Raw genomic sequence first — 21,082 nt, 5'->3', positions numbered from 1 at the left:
CGCCGTCCTTCCCGGGCCGGCTGACCCCACCCTTCCCACGGCGGGTTGACCGCCGCGCGTGGCCGCCCGCACCGTGCCCGCGGTCGCCGGTCGCCGGCCGCGCGGGCGAGGGCTGCCCGGCGACCAGCGACGGCCGCTCGGCGAGGGCCGTCCCGGAGACTGCCGCCCACCACCCGCCGAGGGCCGACCGGAGACGGCTGCCCGGCGAGGGCCGGTGGTCGCCCGGCAAGGGGCGCCCGCTGAGGGTCGCCCGGCGAGGGCCGACGGCTGCCCGGTGAGGGCCGATGGCCGCCCGGCGAAGGCCGATGGTCGCCCGGTGAGGGCCGATGGCCGACCGGCAAGGGCCGTCCGCCGCCCGCCGAGGGTCGCCCGCTGAGGGTCGCGCGGCGAGGGCCGACCGCCGACCGGAGACAGCTGCCCGGCGAGGGCCGACGGCCGACCGGCAAGGGCCGTCCGCCGCCCGCCAAGGGTCGGCCGCTGAGGATCGTCCGGGAAGGGCCGACCGCCGTCCGCCGTCCGCGGACGGGCCGACTGCCGCCCGGCGAGGGCTGACCGCCGACCGGAGACTGCCGCCCGGCGACCACCGCCAGCCGCCAGCCGACGGACGGCCGGCCGCCCCGCGACGGCCGACCGGCAAGGGCCGTCCGCCGCCCGGCGACCACCGCCAGCCGACGGTCGACCGCCAGCCGCCAGCCGCCAGCCGCCAGCCGCCAGCCGCCAGCCGCCAGCCGCCTGGCCGTTGGCCGGCAGGCAGCAGACCGGCGACCGGGGGCTGGATCAGGCGGCTTTCTTCGGGCGCTTTTTCGAGGCGCGCTTCTGCTCCTCGGCCGCCGCCTCGAGCGCGTCGCAGAAGGCGTTCACCGACTTGCGGAGCCGGCGCGCCTTGCGGAGTGCGTTCCGGCGCTCGGCAGCGCTCGAATTCGAGTAGACGTCGAAGTCGAGTGCGGCCGAACGACGGCAATCAGCGAGCTCGTACGACGCGATGAGGTCGAGACCTTCACCGTCCGCACGCAGCTCGACTTGGGACAGGACGAACGCGGTGCTGTGGAATCCCGGGCGGTTCAGCCAGAACCGCCGGTAGAAGATTCGGCCGCGCAAAGGCCGTGACATGGGTGCTCCAGGCGGAAGAGATGGGCCGGGATCCGCCGTGATGCTCAGCGGATCCCGCTGGGCAAGCACTCCCCGCGAGGGGAAGCAGCCCTCTCTTCTGTGGTCAGCACCCCGTCATTATGCGTCGCCGGACAAGGCGCGCCAACCGAATAAGGTGCGTGCATGACGATCCGGGTAGTGGTCGCCGACGACCAGGTGATGATCCGCGACGGCCTCGCGACGCTGCTGACCGCGGCGGGCGACGTCGAAGTGGTCGGCCAGGCCGGCAACGGACGTGAAGCCGTCGAGCTCGCCCGCACGCTCAGCCCCGACGTGATCGTGATGGATGTCCGGATGCCGATCCTCGACGGCATCGCGGCCACCGCCGAGATACTCGGTGAAAACCCCGAGGACGACGCGCCGAAGGTCCTCGTCCTCACGACGTTCGATCTCGACGAGTACGTCTACGACGCGCTCTCCGCCGGCGCCAGCGGCTTCCTGCTCAAGGACGCACCCGGCGCCGACCTGCTCAACGCGGTCCGGATCGTGGCCCGCGGCGACGCGCTGCTCGCCCCCTCGATCACCCGGCGCCTGATCGGCGACTTCGCCCGCCGCCGCAAGCGTGACCTGCCCGGGGGCGCGGTCACCGAGCTGACGCCACGCGAGCGCGAGGTGCTCAGCCTGATCGCGCGGGGCCTCTCCAACGCCGAGATCGCCGGTGAGCTGTTCCTCGCCGAGCAGACGATCAAGACCCACGTCGGCCATATCCTGACGAAGCTCAACCTCCGCGATCGCACCCAGGCCGTGGTCTTCGCCTACCAGCGGGGCCTGGTCAGCTGAGTCAGGGTACTAAGGGTTGAGGCCGGTACCGATACCTGAGAGGGAGGCGAGCCGGACTCCGCAGCGTGACGATTCGGGTAGCCGGAATTCCTAGCTTCTTAGGCATGAAGGCCACCATCGTTCTCCTCCTCAGTGGACTCGTCCTGGTCGGTTCGCTCGCGGTGACCGGCTGGTGGGCGACCGGCAACTCTTCCTCCCGTCCGCAGCAGCCGCTGGGTGCCGAAGCATGGACCAGCGTCGTTGCCGCGATCGCCCCGAACCTCGACCGTGCGGACGTGCCCGACCCGGCGTCCGCGTCGCCGGCCGCCGTGGCAGCTTTCGTCCACCGGCTGACCCCGCGTCAACGCGGCGAGCTGGTCCGGCTGGCACCGGCGACGATCGGCAACCTCGACGGCGTCCCGATCACGATGCGTTACCAGGCGAACGAGAGCGTGCTCGCCGGGACGGCACCCCGGGCGGTGGAGAACACGCTCACGGTGGCGTCAGCATCCAACGTCCGGAAGGACCGGACAACGGACGTCCGGCCGGGGCGGACGCTGGCGTACGACCCACGCGGGGACGGTCGCGTGGTGCAGGTCCTCGGCGACCTCGACCGGGCCAAGCACATCGCGGTGCTGGTGCCGGGGAGCAAATGGCGGGGGCCGGACATCCTGCGCTGGCCGCACGGCAGGCGGCTCTCGCCGCTGGCCAACGCGGTCGAGCTGCAGCGGTCGGCCGGGCCCGACACCGCGGTCGTCGTATGGCTCGGCTACGACGCTCCGGAGCGGATCGACATGGCCGCGGTCGGGTCGGCCCGGGCGATCGCCGGTGCGCCGGCGTTACGGCGGTTCCTGCAGAGCCTGCCGGCCGCCCACACGACGCTGATCTGCCACAGCTACGGGTCGGTCGTCTGCGGCCGCGCGGCGGCGGGCTCACCGGTCGACGAGATCGTGGCGATCGGGTCGCCGGGCCTGGACGCGAACTCGGTCGCCGGCCTGCACACCGACGCCCGGGTGTGGGCGGCGCGGACGGCCGACGACCCGATCCAGATCACGCCGCCGGTGCGGATCTTCGGGCTGGGCCACGGAACGTCGCCGGTCAACCCGGCGTTCGGCGCCCACGTGTTCCGGACCGGCACGATCACCGGTCACGACCAGTACCTCCAGGCCGGGTCGGAGTCGCTGGAGAACATCACCCGGATCGTCGTGGGCCGGGACGCCGAGGTGACGCTGCGATGAGCTTCGCGACGAAGATCGAGGCGGCCACCCCGGTGGGCCGGGACCGCGCGCTCGACGGGCTGCGCGCACTGGCCGTGGCCGGCGTGGTGGTGGGGCACTTCCTGGTGATGGCGCTGGTTCCGGACGCGGCGGGTGCGCTGCGGGTGAAGAGTCCGCTGACCGGGCTGCCCGACTTCGCGCCGCTCAGCTGGGCGCTGCAGTTGCTCGCGTTGTTCTTCCTGGTGGGCGGCTACTCGGCCGCGCGCTCGCGGGAACACCGGGAGTACCGGCCGTGGATCCGGCGGCGGCTGGTGCGGCTGGTCCGGCCGGTGGTCGGGGTGACCGCCCTGCTGGCGCTCTCGTTCCCGGCCCTCGCCGTTCTCGGCGTTCCGTCCGGCACCCTGCGGACGACGACCGCGCTGGTGATTCAACCGCTCTGGTTCATCGGGGTGTACGGCGTGGTCACCGCGCTGACGCCGGTGGCGGCCGGGATGGTGCGGCGCTGGGGCGCGTGGGCGGTGGTACCGCTGGTGCTGGTCGTGGCGGTGGTCGACGTGCTGCGGTACGGCGGGTTCGCGCCGGGGTGGATCGGGCTGGTCAACGTGCTGCCGGGGTGGGCGTTCGCGTACGTGCTCGGGGTGGCGTGGGCGCGGGGAGCGCTGTCGCGGCGGTTCGCGCTCGGGCTCGTCGGCCTGGGGGCGGTCCTGCTGGTGGCGCTGGTCTGGCGGTTCGGGTATCCGGCCAGCGTGGTCGGGGTGCCCGGGGCCGGGCGGGTGAACTCGCATCCGCCGTCGTTGCTGGTCGTGGCCCTGGCGATGGCGCAGTGCGGGCTGGCGGTGCTGGCCCGCGACCGGCTCGGGGCGTGGTTGCGCCGACCGCGGCGGTGGGCGGCGGTGGCGATGCTGAACCTGGTCGCGATGACCGTGTTCTGCTGGCACCAGGTCGCGCTGGTGCTCCTGACATCGGTGACGCTGCCGCTCGACTTGCAGGGCCTGCACCAGCCGCCGGACGGTCTGGCCTGGGCCGGCTGGCGACTGGCCTGGCTGCCGGTGCACGTAGGGGTGCTGGCCGGGTTGGTGTGGGCGGCCCGTCGCTTCGAGGCGCCCTGGACCGGAACGCTGAAGCGCCTGGCGCCGGTCGCGGCCCTGGCCGCACTGGGGTTCGGCGCGTACGCGCTAGCGGTGCTCTGACGTGGTCGCGCGGACGTCGTGGGCGGTGACCGGCCGGCCGCAGGTGCCGCAGGACAGGGTGGGGGAGAGCTCGCCCTCGCAGTCGCGGTGGGTGAGGCGCACGGGCGCGCCGTTGCCGTCGTCCATGTGCTGATCGCCCCAGCTCATCAGCGACACGATCACCGGGTACAGGTCCACGCCCTTACGGGTGAGCCGGTACTCGTACCGGTCGGGCTTCTCGGCGTACCGCACCCGCCGCAGGATGCCCGCCTCGGTGAGCTGACGCAGCCGATCGGAGAGCACCGGCCGGGCCGCCCCGGTGCGGTGCTGGATCTCTTCGAACCGCCGGACGCCCATGAACGCCTCGCGCAGCACGAGCATCGTCCAGCGCTCGCCGATCACCGACAGCGTGCGTGCGACCGAGCACCGCTCGCCGCCGATCTCCGACCATCGCATGTCGCGATCCTACCTGAGCTGCTACGTTCTGAATTAGAACTTACGAACAGGAGCTGCCGTGACCACGACTGAGCTGACTGGGCTCGAGCTCATCCGCGCGATCCGCGACGGCAACGCGCCGCCGCCGGGTATCGCCCAGCTGCTCGGGATGGACATCACCGAGGCCGAAGAGGGCCGGGTCGTGTTCACGCTCGACGCGAAGCCGGAGTTCTCGAACCCGCTCGGCACCGTGCACGGCGGCATCCACGCGACGATTCTCGACTCCGCGATGGGGTGCGCGGTGCACACCGCACTGCCGGCCGGCGTCAGCTACACCACGCTCGAGCTCAAGGTGAATTACGTCCGCGCGATTTCTCTCGATGCGGGGACGATCAGCTGCGTCGGCTCGGTGATCCACCTCGGCAAGCGCGTCGCCACCGCGGAAGGCAAGGTCACCGACAGTGCCGGCCGCCTGCTCGCCCACGGAACCACCACGTGCATGGTCTTCCGCTAGTGGGCGGCCCGCTCAGAACGACGCCCTGAGCGGGCTCCAGGTCCGTGCGGCGCCTGCGGCGCTTCACAGGTAGTTCCTCATCGCGTCTCAGCGTTCCGCAAGCTTCGCGGGAGATCGTCGGCTCCGTGCTGGAGACTGCGACCCCCACGCGGAGGCTGACCGAGTGACCGCGCCGTGCCCTACCCCTACCGACGCCGAGGTGCTCGCACCTGCGGAGCCGCCGCCCGGAGGGCGCCGTGTCTTCCGTGTTTTCCGTGGCCGCCCGGATGACCCCGCGTGGGTGCGCCCGGTCCTGCTGGTGATCCTGGCCGCCTCCGCGATCCTGTACCTCTGGGACCTCGGCGCCTCGGGCTGGGGCAACGACTTCTACGCCGCCGCTGTTCAGGCCGGCACGAAGAGCTGGGAGGCGCTGTTCTTCGGCTCGTCCGACTGGGGCAACGTCGTCACGGTCGACAAGCCGCCCGCGGCGCTCTGGGTGATGGCGCTGTCCGGCCGGATCTTCGGGTTCAACAGCTGGAGCATGCTGGCCCCCCAGGCGCTCATGGGCGTCGCGTCGGTCTGGCTGTTGTACGCCGCCGTCCGCCGGTGGTCCGGCCCGGCGGCCGGGCTCGCCGCGGCCGCGCTCCTGGCGGTCACACCGGTCGCCGTCCTCATGTTCCGGTTCAACAATCCGGACGCTCTGCTGGTGCTGCTGGAGATCGCGGCGGCGTACTGCGTCGTCCGTGCGGTGGACGCCGCGGCACGGCGGGCGGGCACGGCCTGGCTGGCGCTCGCCGGGGTCGCGCTGGGGTTCGCGTTCCTGACCAAGACCCTCCAGTCGTTCCTGGTGCTCCCGGCGCTCGCGCTGGTGTACCTGGTGTGCGCGCCGACCGGGCTCTGGCGCCGGGTCCGGCAACTCCTCCTCGCCGGCCTCGGGCTGGTCGTGGGCGCCGGGTGGTTCATCGTCGCGACGATGCTCTGGCCGGCCGGCAGTCGTCCGTACATCGGCGGCTCCGGAGACAACACCGAGCTCGGGCTGGCGTTCGGCTACAACGGCCTGGACCGGGTCGTGTCCGGTGGCAGCGGCCCAGGTGGTGGCCGCGGGATGGGCGGCGGTGGGTTCGGCGGCGGGACCGGCCTCGACCGTCTGTTCAACGAGCAGATGGGGACGCAGATCGCCTGGTTCCTGCCGGCCGCGGTGATCGCGCTGGTGGCGGGGTTGTGGCTCACCCGCCGGGCACCACGAACCGACCGGACCCGGGCCGCGCTGATCCTCTGGGGCGGCTGGACGCTCGTGACGGCCGGGGTCTTCAGCTACATGGAGGGGATCTTCCACTCGTACTACAACGTCGCGCTGGCCCCCGGGGTGGCCGCGCTGCTCGCCGTCGGCGGCCGGGAACTCTGGCTGTCGCGGGAGTCGGTGGCGGCGCGGGTCGGGCTGGCGGCGCTGGTGGGCATCACCGCGATCACGGCCTGGGACCTGCTCGGCCGGGCGTCCGACTGGAACCCGTGGCTGCGCTGGGTGGTCGCGGTGGCCGGGGTGCTCGGCGTCCTGGTGGTGCTGGCCGGTGCGCGGGTCGCACGGCGGGTGGCGGTCGTCGGCGTGGCGGTCGGTGCGGTGGCGGTGCTGGCCGGGCCGGCGGCGTACGCGGTCCAGACGTCGGGCACTCCGCACACCGGTTCGACGCCGACCGCGGGCCCGGCCGGAACCGGCGGTTTCGGCGGCCCCGGAGGGGGCTTCCTCGGCCGGAACGGCGGCGAGTTCCCCGGCGGGGGTGCCTTCCCCGGCGGAGGTACCTTCCCCGGTGGCGGGAACGGCAACAACCGGTTCGGAAACGGCGGCCAGCTGCCCGGCGGCAGCCAGAACCAGCTGCCCGGCGGCAGCCAGAACCAGCTGCCCGGCGGCAGCCAGAGCCAGGAGCCCGGCGGGGCCCGGACCGGCGGCGGGACGTTCATGTCCAGGGGCGGTCGCGCCAGCGCCGAACTCGTCGCGCTACTGAAGAAAACGACCACCAAGTGGGCCGCGGCCGCGATCGGCTCCCAGAGCGCCTCGATCCTGCAGCTGGAGAGCGACCGGGCCGTCATCCCGATCGGCGGCTTCAGCGGAAGCGACCCCGCCCCGACGCTCGCCACGTTCGAACGGTGGGTCGCCGAGGGCAAGATCCACTACTTCGTCGCCGGCGGAGGCAGGGACGGCGGCCCCGGCGGAGCCAGCAGCCCCGGCGGCGCCAGCCCCGGCGGAGCCAGCAGCCCCACCGGAGCCAGCAGCCCCAGCGGCTCCGGCGGTCCCGGGAACCTCGGCGGCCGGGATGCCCGGGGCACCGGCAGCGAGATCAGCACCTGGGTCGAGCAGCACTACACCGCCACCACCGTCGGCACCGAGACCGTCTACGACCTCACGAAACCGAAGGCCTAGCCGCAGCATCCGCCCCCGCAGCACCCGCCACCCCCGGCGGGTGCCGCGGGGGCGAGAGAACCACCGGTCACCGACACCGCGGAGAACACCCGCGTGGTCTCGGCGTGCCCGGACGGGCAAGCGACGCTCGACGGAGCGCTGTCGTGCATCGAGCGGCGGACCTCGAAAACGGTCTCGCACGCCCGGCATCGGTACTCATACGCGGCCACCTCCACAGGGTATCCGCGGCCCCCTACACGGTGGCGTGACGCTATAGCACTTGAACTGCCACCTTTCGTCCATGGGAGGGATGTGAATCGGTTCACTACGGGGTCTAAGTTGGCCTCATGACGCGTCGAGCCAAGATTGTCTGCACCATCGGACCGGCGACAGCGTCGGCGGAGCGCCTCCGCGCGCTGGTCGACGCCGGTATGAACGTCGCCCGGCTGAACTTCAGCCATGGTGCCCACGCCGACCACGAAGGCGTGTACAAGCGGGTCCGGGAAGCGGCGGAAGCCACCGGAATAGCGGTCGGCGTGCTGGCCGACCTCCAGGGCCCCAAGATCCGCCTCGGCAAGTTCGCCGACGGTCCCACCGAGTGGAAGACCGGCGAGGTCGTCTCGATCACCACCGACGACATCGAGGGTGACCACGACCGGGTCTCCACCACGTACAAGAAGCTGGCCGCCGAGGTGGCGATCGGCGACCGGCTGCTCATCGACGACGGCAAGCTGGCGCTCGAGGTCACCGGTGTCGAGGGCAACGACATCCGCTGCCTCGTGCTCGAGGGCGGGCCGATCAGCAACAACAAGGGCCTCTCGCTGCCCAACGTGAAGATCAGCGTGCCGGCGCTCTCCGAGAAGGACGCCGAAGACCTGCGGTTCGCGCTGCGGCTCGGCGTCGACATGATCGCGCTCTCGTTCGTCCGCTCGCCCGACGACATCAAGCTCGTCCACGCGATCATGGACGAGGAGGGCCGCCGGGTCCCGGTGATCGCCAAGATCGAGAAGCCCGAGGCGGTCGAGTACCTCGAGCAGATCGTGCTGGCGTTCGACGCGCTGATGGTCGCCCGGGGCGACCTCGGCGTCGAGCTCCCGCTCGAGCAGGTGCCGCTGGTGCAGAAGCGGGCGATCCAGATGGCCCGCGAGAACGCCAAGCCGGTCATCGTCGCGACCCAGATGCTCGACTCGATGATCGAGAACTCCCGCCCGACCCGTGCCGAGACTTCCGACGTCGCCAACGCGGTGCTCGACGGCGCCGACGCGGTGATGCTGTCGGCCGAGACGAGCGTCGGCCGCTACCCGGTCCTCACCGTCCGCACGATGGCCAAGATCGTCGAGACCGCCGAAGAATCGCGGATCCCGGTGCCGCCGCTGCAGCACGCACCGAAGACGCAGGGTGGCGCCATCGCCGCGGCCGCCCGCCAGATCGGCGAGGTGATCGAGGCCAAGGCGCTGGTGGCGTTCACGCTCACCGGTGACACCGTCCGCCGGGTGGCCCGCCTGCACACCGGGCTGCCGCTGCTCGCGTTCACGCCGATCGAGAGCGTGCGGAACCAGCTCGCGCTGTCGTGGGGCGTCGAGACGTTTCTCTCACCGTCGGTGGAGCACACCGACGACATGGTCGCGCAGGTCGACTCGCTGCTGCAGGAAGCGCACTGGGCGAACCACGGCGACAGCGTGGTCATCGTCGCGGGCACCCCGCCGAACGAGGCCGGCGCCACGAACACGGTCCGGGTGCACCGGATCGGCTCGCTGCGCTGAGGCCGGTTGCGCTGCGCTCCGGACGAAACAAGGGCCTGGCCGGGTGGCCAGGCCCTTGTCGGTGGTGCCGGGAGCGGGATTCGAACCCGCACGCCCTTTCGGGCAGACGCTTTTGAGGCGTCCGAGTCTGCCATTCCTCCATCCCGGCCTACCGCAACGGAAATATCACCGTACGAGTGTCCTCCGCAAGCGAATCTCGCTGTGGAGCAGCGCACGCCGAGGCACCCGCAGCCGGCGGATCGAGCCGCGCGCGGAAACGTTGACAGCTTAGCCCGGTACGCTGCTCGGCAGCAGGTACCCGGCTCCACATCGATCCAGAGGAGGCCCCATGGCTGAGTCTCCGGCGTCCACCCCGGCCCCGGCCGCTAGCGAAGCCGCCGCCGTGACGCGACGCGTCCTCATCGCCGAGGACGAGGCACTGATCCGCCTCGACCTGAAAGAGATGCTGGTCGAGGAGGGCTACGAGGTCGTCGGCGAGGCCGGCGACGGTCAGAAGGCCATCGAGCTCGCCGAAGAGCTCCATCCCGACCTGGTCATCCTGGACGTCAAGATGCCGGTTCTCGACGGTCTCGCGGCCGCCGAGCGCATCGCCGGTGACCGCATCGCCCCGGTGGTCATCCTCACCGCGTTCAGCCAGCGAGACCTGGTCGAGCGTGCGCGCAGCGCGGGCGCCATGGCGTACCTGGTGAAGCCGTTCCAGAAGAAAGACCTGCTGCCGACGATCGAGATGGCGGTGTCGCGGTTCGCCGAGATCACCGCGCTCGAGAAGGAGGTCACCGACCTCACCGAGCGGCTGACCACTCGCAAGGTCATCGAGCGGGCCAAGGGCCTGCTGCAGGAGCAGGGCATGAGCGAGCCGGAGGCGTTCCGGTGGATCCAGCGGACCGCGATGGATCGCCGGACCACGATGAAGCTCGTCGCCGAGACGATCGTCGAAACCCAGACGCAGCGCGCCGGCAGCTAGCCCGCAGCGTGCCCGGGCGCCGACCGGCCGCAGCCATCGTGGCTGCGGCCGTTCTGGTCGTGGGTGCGGCCTGCACCGGTCCGGCTCCGCGTCCGGTGGCGTCGCTGCCGCCGGACTGGCGCGCGGTCGCGCTGCCCGCGCCGGGCATCGGGCCCGCGGAGGTCAGTGATCTGGTCTCGTGTGCCGGGCACTGGTTCGCGGTCGGGTCGACCGGCGCGGCCGGTCACTCCACCGGTCCGGACGCCACCCGCGGCCCGGCCGCGTGGGTGAGCACCGACGGGCGGCGGTTCGTGCCACTGCCGGTGGGGCCGCGGTCGGTGTACGGGCGGGTGAGCCGGCTCTACGCGGCCGCGTGCGTGGGGCCGGACCTCGCCGCGCTCGGCGCCGGGGTCGGTGGCGTCCACGGCAATCCGCGGACGGCGGCCTGGCGGCTGTCCGGGGGCGTGCTGCGGGAGCTCCCGGCCCCGTTCGAACTCTTCGGCGGCCCGGACGCCCTCTCCGTCGACCGGGTGGCCGGTGGCCCGGCCGGCTGGCTCGTGGTCGGCGGCCGAGTCCTCGACACCCGAGGCGGCGCCGCCGCCTGGCGCGCGGCCCCGGGCACCGCCCCGAGCGCGGTCCCGGGCACCGCCCCCAGCGCGGCCTCGAGCGCGGACCCCGGCGCCGCCCCGGCGGGAGAGTTCGAGCCGGCCAGCGTTCCCGGCGCGCTGGTCAGCGCGCCGGGCGAACAGACCGCGGCGGCCGACGCCGCCGCGCTCGGCGGCGGCTGGCTCATCGGCGGGGCCACCTCGATCCTCACCGGCGCCGACGCCGGGGCCCGCCGCCCACTCGCCTGGGCCTCCACCCCCGGCGGCTGGCGCCGCGAACCCCTCCCGAGCACCGGCACCGGCACCGACGCGGGCATCGACCGGGTGGCCGCGGCCGGCTCCGAGATCCTCGCCGCCGGCACCGAGGGTGACCACTTCGTGCTCTGGCGCCGGACGGCCTCGGGCCACTGGACCGGGCCGGCCACCGTCGCGAGCTACCCGGGCAGCAGCGCGGTGCTGCCCCGGGTCCGGAGCCTCTCGGCCGACGGCTCCGACGTCGCGCTGGCGGCCGGCGACGGCCACCGGCTCCGGTTGTGGACCTCGCGCGACACGGGCCGCACCTGGCGCGAAACGCCGCTGCCGGGCCCGGCGACGGATTCCGGCGAGGCGCGATATTCCGTCACTCTTCGTGGTGACGCAGTGTTGCTGACGTTAGGGAATGGGGACGTTGCGCAACTGTGGGGCATCTCGCTCCCCGCGTGACGAAGTGCAGGTCAGCGGGGTGCCGTCCGGCCACGATGGGGTAACGGTCGGACCGCGCAATCCACGCCGCGGACCACGGTCCACATCCTCCGAACGGACAGATCCGAGCGCCCAGAGGCTGTCGTGGGGTCACGACCCTGTTACGACGACCGCCAAGGCTGGTTCCCGAAACTCACCGCTCCTATAGTCCACCCGATAACAGGGGGACGGATGTGACCTCGGCCGCGCTGGCCGGGACGCGCCGCGCCCACACGTTCAGTGGAGGTTCTCTGTGCGCTACCGGCACATCGCGCGGATCGCGGCCATCGGTGCCGCCGTCGCGCTTGCCGCAGCCGGATGTAGCTCGAGTGACAGTGACTCGAGCTCCGGTGGCAAGGCTTGCGACCTGAAAATTGCGTTCTTCGGCGCCCTGACCGGCAGTGCCGCCAACCTCGGTATCAACGAGCGGAACGGCGCGAAGCTCGCGGTCGACGAGTACAACGCGAAGAACTCGGACTGCAAGGTCACCTACCAGGAGTTCGACTCCGAGGGTGACCCGGCCAAGGCCCCCGGTCTGGCCCGTCAGCTCGTCAAGGACGCCAAGATCGTCGGCGTCGTCGGCCCGGGCTTCTCCGGTGAGTCCGAGGCTGCCGACCCGATCTTCGAGTCGGCCGGCATCCCGACGATCACGCCGTCGGCGACCCGTCCGAGCCTCTCGACCAAGGGCTGGAAGGTCTTCCACCGCGCCGTCGGTAACGACGAGTCGCAGGGCCCGGCCGCCGGCAACTACATCAAGACGGTCCTGAAGGCCCAGAAGGTCTTCGTCGTCGACGACCAGTCGGCGTACGGCGCCGGTCTGGCCGACGAGGTCAAGAAGATCGTCGGCAGCGCGGTCGTCGGCACCGACAAGGTCGGCGCGGACGGCAAGCAGACCGACTTCTCGGCCACGGTCACCAAGATCAAGTCGAGCGGTTCGACCGTCGTCTTCTACGGCGGCTACTACCAGAACGCCGGCCTGCTGCGTAAGCAGCTCACCGCCGCGGGCGTCACCGCCACGCTGGTCGCCGGTGACGGCGTCAACGACCCCGGCTACATCAAGACCGCGGGCAACGCCGCTGCCGAGGGCACGATCCTGACCTGCCCGTGCGCCCCGGCGTCGGAGGCCAAGGGTGACTTCGTCAAGAACTACAAGGCCGCGTTCAACGTGGACCCCGGTACCTACAGCGACGTCGCCTACGACATCGGCAACATGTACCTGAAGGGCATCGAGGCGGGGAACACCAACACCGCCAAGATGCAGAAGTACGTGAACGGCCTGAACTACACCGGCATCGCGAACACCTACAAGTTCACCGACAAGGGCGAGCTCGACCCCAGCCTGGTGATCGTCTGGGCGTTCAAGGTCACGGCCGGCAAGGTCGTGCCGGACCAGGAGGCTCCGAAGTCCTGACGAGTCGCTGACAGCGAGATCGTCCGCGTCGGCGACTGACGTGAAACACCGACGCGTCAGCGGGTGTGGCCGGAAGGCTCTTCCGGCCACACCCGCCTTTACTCTTCATCGACCGGAGCAACGTTGGACGTCCACGAGCTTGTATCGAACTTCTGGGACCTCTCCATTACCGGGCTTGCTCAGGGCGCGATTTATGCCCTGTTCGCCCTCGGATATACGCTTGTTTACGGTGTGTTGCGGCTGATCAACTTCGCGCACTCCGAGGTTTTCATGGTCGGCACGTTCGCCGCGATCCTCACCTGGAACGCGTTCGGCAAGGACACGAACTCGGCCATCCCGGGCTTCGTCGCGGTGATCGGCCTGCTGCTGATCGCCCTCCTGGCCGCCGCGCTCGCGTCCGCGGCCACCGCGGTCGCGGTCGAGCGACTGGCGTACCGGCCGCTCCGGCGCCGGAACGCGCCCCCGCTGGCGTTCCTCATCACGGCGATCGGCGCCTCGACGGCGATCTCCGAGGCAGTGGGCGTGTGGACGAATCGCAATCCCAAAGGCACGCCCTCGCTGATCCACCAGAAGGTGCAGTTCCATCTGTTCGACGCAAACGTCACGAACCTGCAGATCGGGATCGTGCTGCTCGCGCTGGTCATGATGGTCGCGCTGGATCTGTTCATCAACCGCTCGCGGCTGGGCCTGGGCGTCCGCGCGGTGGCGCAGGACCCCGACACCGCGGCGCTGATGGGCGTCAACAAGGACCGCGTGATCGGGCTGATCTTCGTCATCGGCGGTCTGATGGCCGGTGTCGCCGCGGTCATGTACGTGCTGAAGATCGGTAACACCCGCTACGACGCCGGCTTCATGCTCGGCATCAAGGCGTTCGCGGCCGCCGTCCTCGGTGGCATCGGCAACCTGCGCGGCGCGCTGCTCGGCGGGTTCCTGCTCGGCGTCATCGAGAACTGGGGTTCGGCACTGTTCGGCACCCAGTGGATCAACGTCGTCGCGTTCGTCGCGCTCATCATCATTCTCCTTTTCCGACCGACCGGCCTTCTGGGCGAGTCCCTGGGGAAGGCGAGGGCATGAGCGCACTGGACACACTTCGCGACAACTGGGCCGCGTTCACCAACCGCTGGCGCCGGACCTGGGCGGGCCTGCCCCGGCCGGCCAAGTGGGGCGTCATGGCCCTGGTGCTGATCTTCTTCGTCGCGCTGCCGAACCTGACGTTCCCGGGCATCGACTTCTTCGTGACGCAGGAGACCGACTGGGCGACCACGCTCTTCACGGTCTCGTACTACGTCCTGCTGGCGATCGGCCTCAACGTCGTCGTCGGCCTGGCCGGTCTGCTCGACCTCGGGTACGTCGGCTTCTTCGCCGTCGGCGCCTACACGGTCGCGGTCCTGACGTCGCCCGACAGCGACCTCGACCTGAAGTGGGCCTACCTGGCCGCGGTGCCGGTCGCGATCGCGCTCGCCGCGCTCTCCGGCCTCATCCTCGGCTGGCCGACCCTGCGGCTGCGCGGTGACTACCTGGCGATCGTGACGCTCGGCTTCGCCGAGATCATCCGGATCGCGGCGGACAGCTCCTCGTTCCTCAAGGGCGACCGCGGTATCTCCAGCATCCCGCCACCGCCGGGGACGAAGGGCGACGGCATGCCGCTCTTCGGCGTGACCGACGCCCGGCCGTACTACTGGCTGGCGCTCGCGGTCATCGTCGTGATCCTGATCGGCGTCCGGAACCTCGAGCGCAGCCGGGTCGGCCGCGCGTGGGTGGCGATCCGCGAGGACGAGGACGCCGCCGAGGCGATGGGCGTCCCGACGTTCAAGTTCAAGCTGTGGGCGTTCGCGATCGGTGCCTCGATCGGTGGTCTCTCCGGCGCCTTGTTCGTGGGAGAGCAGGGCTTCATCAACTCGAGCACGTTCCAGCTGCAGTTCTCGATCCTGGTGCTGGCCGGAGTCGTCATGGGCGGCGCCGGAAACCTGCCCGGCGTCATCCTGGGCGGCGCTCTGATCGCCTATCTGCCGGAGCGCTTCCGGGGTATCAAGATCGCGGGCACCGACGCGTTCGAGTACCGGTACATGTTCTTCGGGCTGGTGCTGATCCTGGTGATGATCTTCCGGCCGCAGGGCCTGATCCCGAGCCGGCGGCGCGCGGCGGAGTTCATCGACCGCAAGAAGGAGGCGACTCCCGTTGAGTGAGGCCACTACCGAGGCAGCCCCGCCGGGAGCCTCCACGCCCCGGGCGTTGCTCGAGGTCGACGACGTCGTGCTGAAGTTCGGTGGTGTCACCGCGCTCAACCACGTCAGCTTCACCCTCAACGAGGGCGAGATCCTCGGTCTGATCGGCCCGAACGGCGCCGGGAAGACGACCTGCTTCAACGTGATGACCGGCGTGTACCAGCCGACGTCGGGGCAGGTCCGGTTCGACGGCAAGACGCTGTCGAAGGTGAAGCGCAACGAGATCACCCGGCTCGGGATCGCCCGGACGTTCCAGAACATCCGGCTGTTCCCCGAGATGACGGCGCTGGAGAACGTCCAGGTCGGTGCCGACGCCCGGCACAAGACCAGCGTCCCCGGTGCGCTCTTCCGGGTCTCGCCTCGGCACTACAACGAGGAGAAGGCGGCGAAGGAACTCGCCCGCGAGCTCCTCGAACTGGTCGGTATCGCCGACCGGATGAACGACACGGCCCGCAACCTGCCGTACGGCTACCAGCGCCGGTTGGAGATCGCCCGCGCGCTGGCGACCGAGCCGAAGCTGCTCTGCCTGGACGAGCCCGCCGCGGGCTTCAACCCGGCCGAGAAGGCCAACCTGATGGATCTGATCCGGACGATCCGCGACCGGGGCTACACCGTGCTGCTCATCGAGCACGACATGCGCCTGGTCATGGGTGTGACCGACCGGATCGTGGTGCTGGAGTTCGGCAAGAAGATCGCTGACGGGCTGCCCGCGGAGATCCGCGACAATCCGGACGTCATCGCCGCCTACCTCGGCACGTCGGACGAGGACGAGGAGCCGACGGATGTTGCTTGAGATCGAGGACCTGGTCGTCGAGTACGGCCGGATCCAGGCGCTGCACGGCATCTCGCTGTCGGTCGAGGCGGGTGAGATCGTGTGTCTGATCGGCGCCAACGGGGCCGGCAAGACCACGACGATGAAGGCGATCTCCGGTCTGCTGCCCGCGGTCCGGGGCCGGATCCGGTTCGACGGCGAGGACATCACCACGCTGCGGGCCGACCGTCGCGTCGTGAAGGGCATCTCGCAGGCCCCGGAGGGGCGTGGGATCTTCCCCGGCATGACGGTCATGGAGAACCTGTCCATGGGCGCGTACACGCGGTCCAAGAAGGGCACCGAACGTCAGGCCGACCTCACCCGGGTGCTGGAGCTGTTCCCGCGGCTGGCCGAGCGCCGGACGCAGATCGCCGGCACGATGTCCGGTGGTGAGCAGCAGATGCTCACGATCGGCCGGGCCCTGATGGCGCACCCGCGGGTGCTCCTGCTCGACGAGCCGTCGATGGGCCTCGCGCCCAAGCTGATCCAGCAGATCTTCTCGATCATTCGTGAGATCAACAGCCAGGGCACGACGGTCCTGGTCGTCGAACAGAACGCCCAGCAGGCGCTCTCGATCGCCGACCGGGCCTACATCCTCGAGACCGGCGCGGTCGTCAAGGAAGGCCCTGGACGGGAGCTGCTCGGCGACCCCGCCGTGAAGGCGGCGTACCTCGGCGTGGCGTAGTACCCCGCGGGTCGGCTCGATGCCGTCGCCGGCCCGCGGGTTATGTTCCGAACACCGGTTCCGCAGCTGGTGGCAGTACCAACGGTCGTGGCAACGGCCGGTGGCGGTTCCGCCGGATCCCCTCGACCGGCGGCAGTTATCCGGGAGGTAACTCCAATGCGCTCGCTCCCCGTCGGCCGAGGCCGTCGAATGTTCGCCACCGTTGCCGTGCTCGCCGCTGTCGCGGCCGGGCTGGCCGGTTGCGGCGACGACCCCAGCGACAGCTCGTCCTCGTCGTCGCCGGCGCCGACCGCCTCGGCGGATACGGACCTGGCCTCGAAGGTGCCCGACGCGATCAAGTCGGACGGCAAGATCCTGGTCGGCACCGACACCACGTACGCGCCGAGCGAGTTCCTGGCCGCGGACGGCAAGACCGCCCAGGGCTTCGACATCGACCTGTTCACCGCGGTCGCGCAGAAGCTCGGCCTCAAGGCCGAGTTCCAGACCGCGGACTTCGGGACGATCATCCCGGGCATCGGGTCGGGCAAGTACGAGGTCGGCGTCTCCTCGTTCACGATCAACGCCGAGCGCAAGCAGAGCGTCGACATGATCAGCTACTTCTCGGCCGGCACCCAGTGGGCCACCAAGAAGGGCAACCCGAGCACGATCGACATCGAGAACGCCTGCGGCAAGAAGATCGCGGTCCAGAAGAACACGGTCCAGGCCGACCCCGACCTGAAGGACCGATCGAAGAAGTGCACCGACGCCGGCAAGCCGGCGATCACGATCGACCAGTACGCGGGTCAGGACCAGGCCACCGCGGCGGTCGTCTCCGGCAAGGACGCGGCGATGCTCGCCGACTCGCCGGTGACCGCGTACGCGGTCAAGCAGGCCAACGGTCAGCTCGAGCTGCTCGGTGACATCTACGAGTCGGCGCCGTACGGCATCGTCATCAAGAAGGGCCAGACCGAGTTCGGCCAGGCCATCGCGGACGCCGTGAAGGCGTTGATCGCGGACGGCACCTACAAGACGATCCTGGAGAAGTGGGGCGTCGAAGCCGGCGCGATCACCGACCCGGCCGTCAACCCCTGATCATGGCCGATCCGGAGGACGATTCCCCGGCGGACGACACCACCTCGGCGGGCGCCAACACGGCGCCCGCCGAGCGGGTTCGTCCGGAGCCGATCCAGGCCGTGCCGGTCCGTCACCCCGGCCGTTGGGTCGCGGTGGCGGTTGTCGTCGTATTGGTCGCCATGTTCGCTCACATGCTCGTGACGAACCCGGCGTTCCAGTGGTCGTTCATGCTCAACCACATGTTCCGGAGCCCGATCATCGAGGGCGTCCGGACCACGCTGGTGATGACGGTGCTGGCGATGATCGCCGGTGTCCTCCTCGGCGTCGTCGCGGCCGTGCTGCGGCTCTCGCCGAACCCGGTGCTCTCGGCCGCGGCCTGGGTGTACATCTGGTTCTTCCGCGCGGTGCCGCGGTACGTGCTGCTGGTGCTGTTCGGCAACCTCGGCATCCTGTACGCCCGGTTCGAGTTCGGGCTGCCGTTCGACCACCAGATCGGTGAGCTGCTCGGCGTCGATTTCAGTGCCCGGATCTTCGGGCTGGACGCCAACACGTTCCTGACCGGCTTCACCGCGGGTCTGATCGGGCTGGCGCTCTCCGAGGGCGCGTACATGGCCGAGATCGTCCGGGCCGGTATCCAGTCGGTCGACCCGGGCCAGGGCGAGGCCGCGCAGGCGCTCGGCATGTCCCGCACGGTCACCATGCGGCGGATCATCCTGCCGCAGGCCATGCGGGTGGTCGTCCCGCCGACCGGCAACGAGACGACCGCGATGCTGAAGGACACCTCGCTGCTGGTCGCGGTCCCGGTCACCAACGAGCTGTTCTTCCAGCTCGCGGCCGTTGGCAGCCGCACGTTCCAGGTGTTCCCGATGCTGGTCGCGGCGTGCCTCTGGTACCTCGCGCTCTCCAGCGTCCTGATGGTCGCGCAGTACTTCCTCGAGCGGTACTTCGGCCGCGGATTCGGCACCCAGACCCGCACGCGGATGCGGCTGCTGGGCCTCAACGCGAGCCACGGCAAGGGGGGTGCGGCATGACCGAGGTCCGGCCGATGGTGCTGGCGGAGAACGTCCACAAGTCGTTCGGGCACCTCGAGGTGCTCAAGGGGATCGACCTGAAGGTCGACCCCGGCGAGGTGATGTGCATCCTCGGCCCGTCCGGTTCCGGCAAGTCGACGTTCCTCCGGTGCATCAACCACCTGGAGAAGATCAACGGCGGCAAGCTCTGGGTGGACGGCGAGCTCGTCGGGTACCGCGAGCGCAACGGCAAGCTGCACGAGATGACCGAGAAGCACATCGCCGAGCAGCGACGTGACATCGGGATGGTGTTCCAGCGCTTCAACCTGTTCCCGCACAAGACCGTTCTCGACAACGTCATCGAGGCGCCGGTGCAGGTCAAGCGGGAGAAGAAGTCCGAAGCGCGGGAGCGGGCGGTGACGCTGCTCGACCGGGTCGGGCTCGGCGCCAAGGTCGACAACTACCCGTCGCAGCTCTCCGGCGGGCAGCAGCAGCGGGTCGCGATCGCCCGGGCGCTGGCGATGCGTCCGAAGCTGATGCTGTTCGACGAGCCGACCTCGGCGCTCGACCCCGAACTGGTCGGCGAGGTGCTCGACGTCATGCGTGGCCTGGCCGTCGACGGCATGACGATGGTGGTCGTCACCCATGAGATCGGGTTCGCCCGTGAGGTGGGAGACAGCCTCGTGTTCATGGACGGCGGGGTCGTGGTCGAGGCCGGCCCGCCCCGTGAGGTGATCACGAACCCCCAGCACGAGCGCACGAAATCGTTCCTTTCCAAGGTGTTGTGAGCCGCTGAGCCCTGACGTCGCCATTGCCTGGTGGTAACGTCAGGGCTCATGGGCGTCCAGATCGGGCCTTTGATCGCGCAGCGCGAACGGCGCCGCACCAGGACGCGGAACGGTCTGGCTCTGCCGCCGGGGCCGGGTTTCTCGTTCGACCGGATGACCGCCTTCCGGCGGGAGCACCTGCCGTGGATCATGCGGGCGACCGCCCGGCGGTGGCCGGGCGTCGCCTACCTCGGGCTCCTCGGACGGCGGCTCTACCTGGTCTCCGACCCGTCGCTGGTGCGCCAGGTACTGGTCGCCGACGGGAAGAGGGTCGACAAGGGCGAGGCGCTGCGGACCGCGAGCATCGTGCTCGGCGAGGGTCTGCTGACCGCGCGCCGCCGTCTGCACCTGCCCCGCCGCCGGCTGGTGAACCCCGCGTTCGCGCACTCCAGGATGGCCGGTTACTCCTCCACGATGGTGGACGCTCTGCAAGCCGCGTCCGCGCGCTGGCGGGACGGTGAGCGGATCGATCTCTCCCGCGAGCTGTCCCGGGTGACGCTCGACATCATCGGCCGCACGGTGCTGGGCAGCGATCTGGACGCCCGGTTCGCGCACGTCGGCAAGGAGCTGACGCTGGCGCTGCGCGGCTGGGAAGCGATGATGGTGCCCGGTGGTTCGTCGTACCTGCGGTTGCCGCTGGCGGGGCCACGCCGGTTCTGGGCCGCGGCCGACAACCTGCACGCGGTGGTCCGGGACGTGCTGGGGTCGCCGGCCGGCGCCGAGAGCGTGGTCGCGGCCATGCGCCAGGCCCGTGACGAGGGCGCTTCGCTGGACGAGGCGGCCCTGCACGACGAGACGATGAACCTGATGCTCGCCGGCCACGAGACGACCGCGCTGGCGCTGACCTGGGCGTTCTGGCTGCTCTCGCGGCATCCGTCGGAAGCGGCGGCGCTGCGGTCGTCGTTGTCCGATGTGCTCGGTGATCGCGCGCCCGGCTACGCCGACCTGCCGGACCTGCACCGGGTGTACGCGGTCGTGGCCGAGACGTTACGGCTGTTTCCGCCGGCGTGGATCCTGGAGCGGGAGGCCACCGAGCCGCTCGCGCTGGGGGAGTGGGTCGTCCCGGCCGGTGCCACGGTGCTGGCGTCACAGTTCGTGCTGCATCGCGACCCCCGGTTCTGGCCGTCACCGGACTCGTTCGTTCCGTCGCGCTGGCTCGACGCCGACGGGCGGTTCAGCGAGGAGAACCCGGGCGTGCCGCGCGGGGCCTGGTACCCGTTCGGAGCCGGGACCCGGATCTGCATCGGCGAGTCGTTCGCGTGGACGGAGGCGGCGCTCGCGCTGGCGGTGCTGGCCCGTCGCTGGGAGTTCGCCGCCGACCAGGGACACCGGATGGCGTTGCACGCGGCGATTACGTTACGGCCGGCGAACGGCTTGCCGGGGACGTGGCGATCGGTCGGATAGGACCGGGC

General features: G+C 70.7%; 20 protein-coding genes and 1 tRNA gene. 17 read left to right on the top strand and 4 right to left on the bottom strand.

All coding sequences use genetic code 11. The features are described 5' to 3' along the window. Positions 1–777: 777 nt before the first annotated feature. Positions 778–1,110, bottom strand: coding sequence for a hypothetical protein (locus tag ACIBZJ_RS25490; protein ID WP_395933682.1), 333 nt, complete (start codon positions 1,108–1,110; stop codon positions 778–780). A 162-nt stretch (positions 1,111–1,272) separates the two neighbouring features. Between ACIBZJ_RS25490 and ACIBZJ_RS25485 the strand changes: the two genes are divergently transcribed. The 3 genes from ACIBZJ_RS25485 to ACIBZJ_RS25475 all read left to right on the top strand — a co-directional run bounded on the left by ACIBZJ_RS25485 (position 1,273) and on the right by ACIBZJ_RS25475 (position 4,315). After that, the gene (locus ACIBZJ_RS25485; RefSeq protein ID WP_395933680.1) at positions 1,273–1,929 is read left to right on the top strand and encodes a response regulator; all 657 of its coding nucleotides are present in this window, start codon (positions 1,273–1,275) and stop codon (positions 1,927–1,929) included. Positions 1,930–2,033: 104 nt separating this feature from the next. Next, positions 2,034–3,146 (top strand): alpha/beta hydrolase, encoded by a 1,113-nt coding sequence (locus ACIBZJ_RS25480; RefSeq protein ID WP_395933678.1) that lies wholly within the window; start codon positions 2,034–2,036, stop codon positions 3,144–3,146. Beyond that, positions 3,143–4,315, top strand: a complete 1,173-nt coding sequence (locus ACIBZJ_RS25475) for an acyltransferase (RefSeq protein WP_395933675.1) — start codon at positions 3,143–3,145, stop codon at positions 4,313–4,315. The genes ACIBZJ_RS25480 and ACIBZJ_RS25475 overlap by 4 nt, the downstream gene beginning before the upstream one ends. Here ACIBZJ_RS25475 and ACIBZJ_RS25470 read toward each other — a convergent pair. Continuing rightward, positions 4,301–4,750 (bottom strand): winged helix-turn-helix transcriptional regulator, encoded by a 450-nt coding sequence (locus ACIBZJ_RS25470; protein WP_395933673.1) that lies wholly within the window; start codon positions 4,748–4,750, stop codon positions 4,301–4,303. The genes ACIBZJ_RS25475 and ACIBZJ_RS25470 overlap by 15 nt on opposite strands. Before the next feature lie 58 nt (positions 4,751–4,808). Between ACIBZJ_RS25470 and ACIBZJ_RS25465 the strand changes: the two genes are divergently transcribed. Beyond that, positions 4,809–5,243, top strand: coding sequence for a PaaI family thioesterase (locus tag ACIBZJ_RS25465; protein ID WP_395933671.1), 435 nt, complete (start codon positions 4,809–4,811; stop codon positions 5,241–5,243). Positions 5,244–5,523: 280 nt separating this feature from the next. Next, a complete protein-coding gene (locus ACIBZJ_RS25460; protein ID WP_395933669.1) occupies positions 5,524–7,638 on the top strand; it encodes an ArnT family glycosyltransferase in 2,115 nt (704 codons plus the stop codon). Here ACIBZJ_RS25460 and ACIBZJ_RS25455 read toward each other — a convergent pair. Beyond that, positions 7,635–8,078 (bottom strand): zinc ribbon domain-containing protein, encoded by a 444-nt coding sequence (locus ACIBZJ_RS25455; protein ID WP_395933667.1) that lies wholly within the window; start codon positions 8,076–8,078, stop codon positions 7,635–7,637. The two genes, ACIBZJ_RS25460 and ACIBZJ_RS25455, sit on opposite strands and share 4 nt — an antisense overlap. Here ACIBZJ_RS25455 and pyk point away from each other — a divergent pair. After that, positions 7,965–9,380, top strand: a complete 1,416-nt coding sequence (gene pyk / locus ACIBZJ_RS25450; protein WP_395933665.1) for a pyruvate kinase — start codon at positions 7,965–7,967, stop codon at positions 9,378–9,380. The two genes, ACIBZJ_RS25455 and pyk, sit on opposite strands and share 114 nt — an antisense overlap. Before the next feature lie 62 nt (positions 9,381–9,442). On the opposite strand, the gene ACIBZJ_RS25445 is transcribed toward pyk, so the two are convergent. After that, positions 9,443–9,528, bottom strand: a tRNA-Leu gene (locus ACIBZJ_RS25445). 180 nt (positions 9,529–9,708) lie between these two features. Between ACIBZJ_RS25445 and ACIBZJ_RS25440 the strand changes: the two genes are divergently transcribed. From ACIBZJ_RS25440 to ACIBZJ_RS25390, 11 genes are all read left to right on the top strand, one after another. Further along, the gene (locus ACIBZJ_RS25440) at positions 9,709–10,344 is read left to right on the top strand and encodes an ANTAR domain-containing response regulator (RefSeq protein ID WP_395933663.1); all 636 of its coding nucleotides are present in this window, start codon (positions 9,709–9,711) and stop codon (positions 10,342–10,344) included. A gap of 38 nt (positions 10,345–10,382) precedes the next feature. Beyond that, on the top strand, positions 10,383–11,630 hold the full coding sequence (locus ACIBZJ_RS25435) for a hypothetical protein (RefSeq protein ID WP_395933661.1): 1,248 nt from the start codon (positions 10,383–10,385) through the stop codon (positions 11,628–11,630). Positions 11,631–11,901: 271 nt separating this feature from the next. Next, the gene (locus ACIBZJ_RS25430; protein WP_395933659.1) at positions 11,902–13,059 is read left to right on the top strand and encodes a branched-chain amino acid ABC transporter substrate-binding protein; all 1,158 of its coding nucleotides are present in this window, start codon (positions 11,902–11,904) and stop codon (positions 13,057–13,059) included. Positions 13,060–13,182: 123 nt separating this feature from the next. Beyond that, the gene (locus ACIBZJ_RS25425) at positions 13,183–14,133 is read left to right on the top strand and encodes a branched-chain amino acid ABC transporter permease (protein WP_395933657.1); all 951 of its coding nucleotides are present in this window, start codon (positions 13,183–13,185) and stop codon (positions 14,131–14,133) included. Next, positions 14,130–15,245: a branched-chain amino acid ABC transporter permease gene (locus ACIBZJ_RS25420; protein WP_395933655.1), complete on the top strand. Its 1,116-nt coding sequence runs from the start codon at positions 14,130–14,132 to the stop codon at positions 15,243–15,245. The genes ACIBZJ_RS25425 and ACIBZJ_RS25420 overlap by 4 nt, the downstream gene beginning before the upstream one ends. Further along, a complete protein-coding gene (locus ACIBZJ_RS25415) occupies positions 15,238–16,077 on the top strand; it encodes an ABC transporter ATP-binding protein (protein ID WP_395933653.1) in 840 nt (279 codons plus the stop codon). The genes ACIBZJ_RS25420 and ACIBZJ_RS25415 overlap by 8 nt, the downstream gene beginning before the upstream one ends. After that, complete coding sequence (locus ACIBZJ_RS25410; protein WP_395933651.1) at positions 16,067–16,780, top strand: ABC transporter ATP-binding protein; 714 nt, start codon at positions 16,067–16,069, stop codon at positions 16,778–16,780. The genes ACIBZJ_RS25415 and ACIBZJ_RS25410 overlap by 11 nt, the downstream gene beginning before the upstream one ends. A 189-nt stretch (positions 16,781–16,969) precedes the next feature. Next, positions 16,970–17,851 (top strand): ABC transporter substrate-binding protein, encoded by an 882-nt coding sequence (locus ACIBZJ_RS25405; RefSeq protein WP_395933649.1) that lies wholly within the window; start codon positions 16,970–16,972, stop codon positions 17,849–17,851. 2 nt (positions 17,852–17,853) lie between these two features. Beyond that, complete coding sequence (locus ACIBZJ_RS25400; protein WP_395933647.1) at positions 17,854–18,864, top strand: amino acid ABC transporter permease; 1,011 nt, start codon at positions 17,854–17,856, stop codon at positions 18,862–18,864. Further along, a complete protein-coding gene (locus tag ACIBZJ_RS25395) occupies positions 18,861–19,631 on the top strand; it encodes an amino acid ABC transporter ATP-binding protein (RefSeq protein WP_395933645.1) in 771 nt (256 codons plus the stop codon). Before ACIBZJ_RS25400 ends, ACIBZJ_RS25395 begins: the two co-directional genes overlap by 4 nt. A 48-nt stretch (positions 19,632–19,679) precedes the next feature. Beyond that, a complete protein-coding gene (locus ACIBZJ_RS25390) occupies positions 19,680–21,074 on the top strand; it encodes a cytochrome P450 (protein ID WP_395933643.1) in 1,395 nt (464 codons plus the stop codon). Positions 21,075–21,082 lie beyond the last annotated feature (8 nt).

Source organism: Cryptosporangium sp. NPDC051539 (assembly GCF_044454545.1).
GTDB lineage: Bacteria > Actinomycetota > Actinomycetes > Mycobacteriales > Cryptosporangiaceae > Cryptosporangium.
Note: the sequence above shows the minus strand (reverse complement) of the source record. Positions and strands in the feature narration are given on the sequence as shown.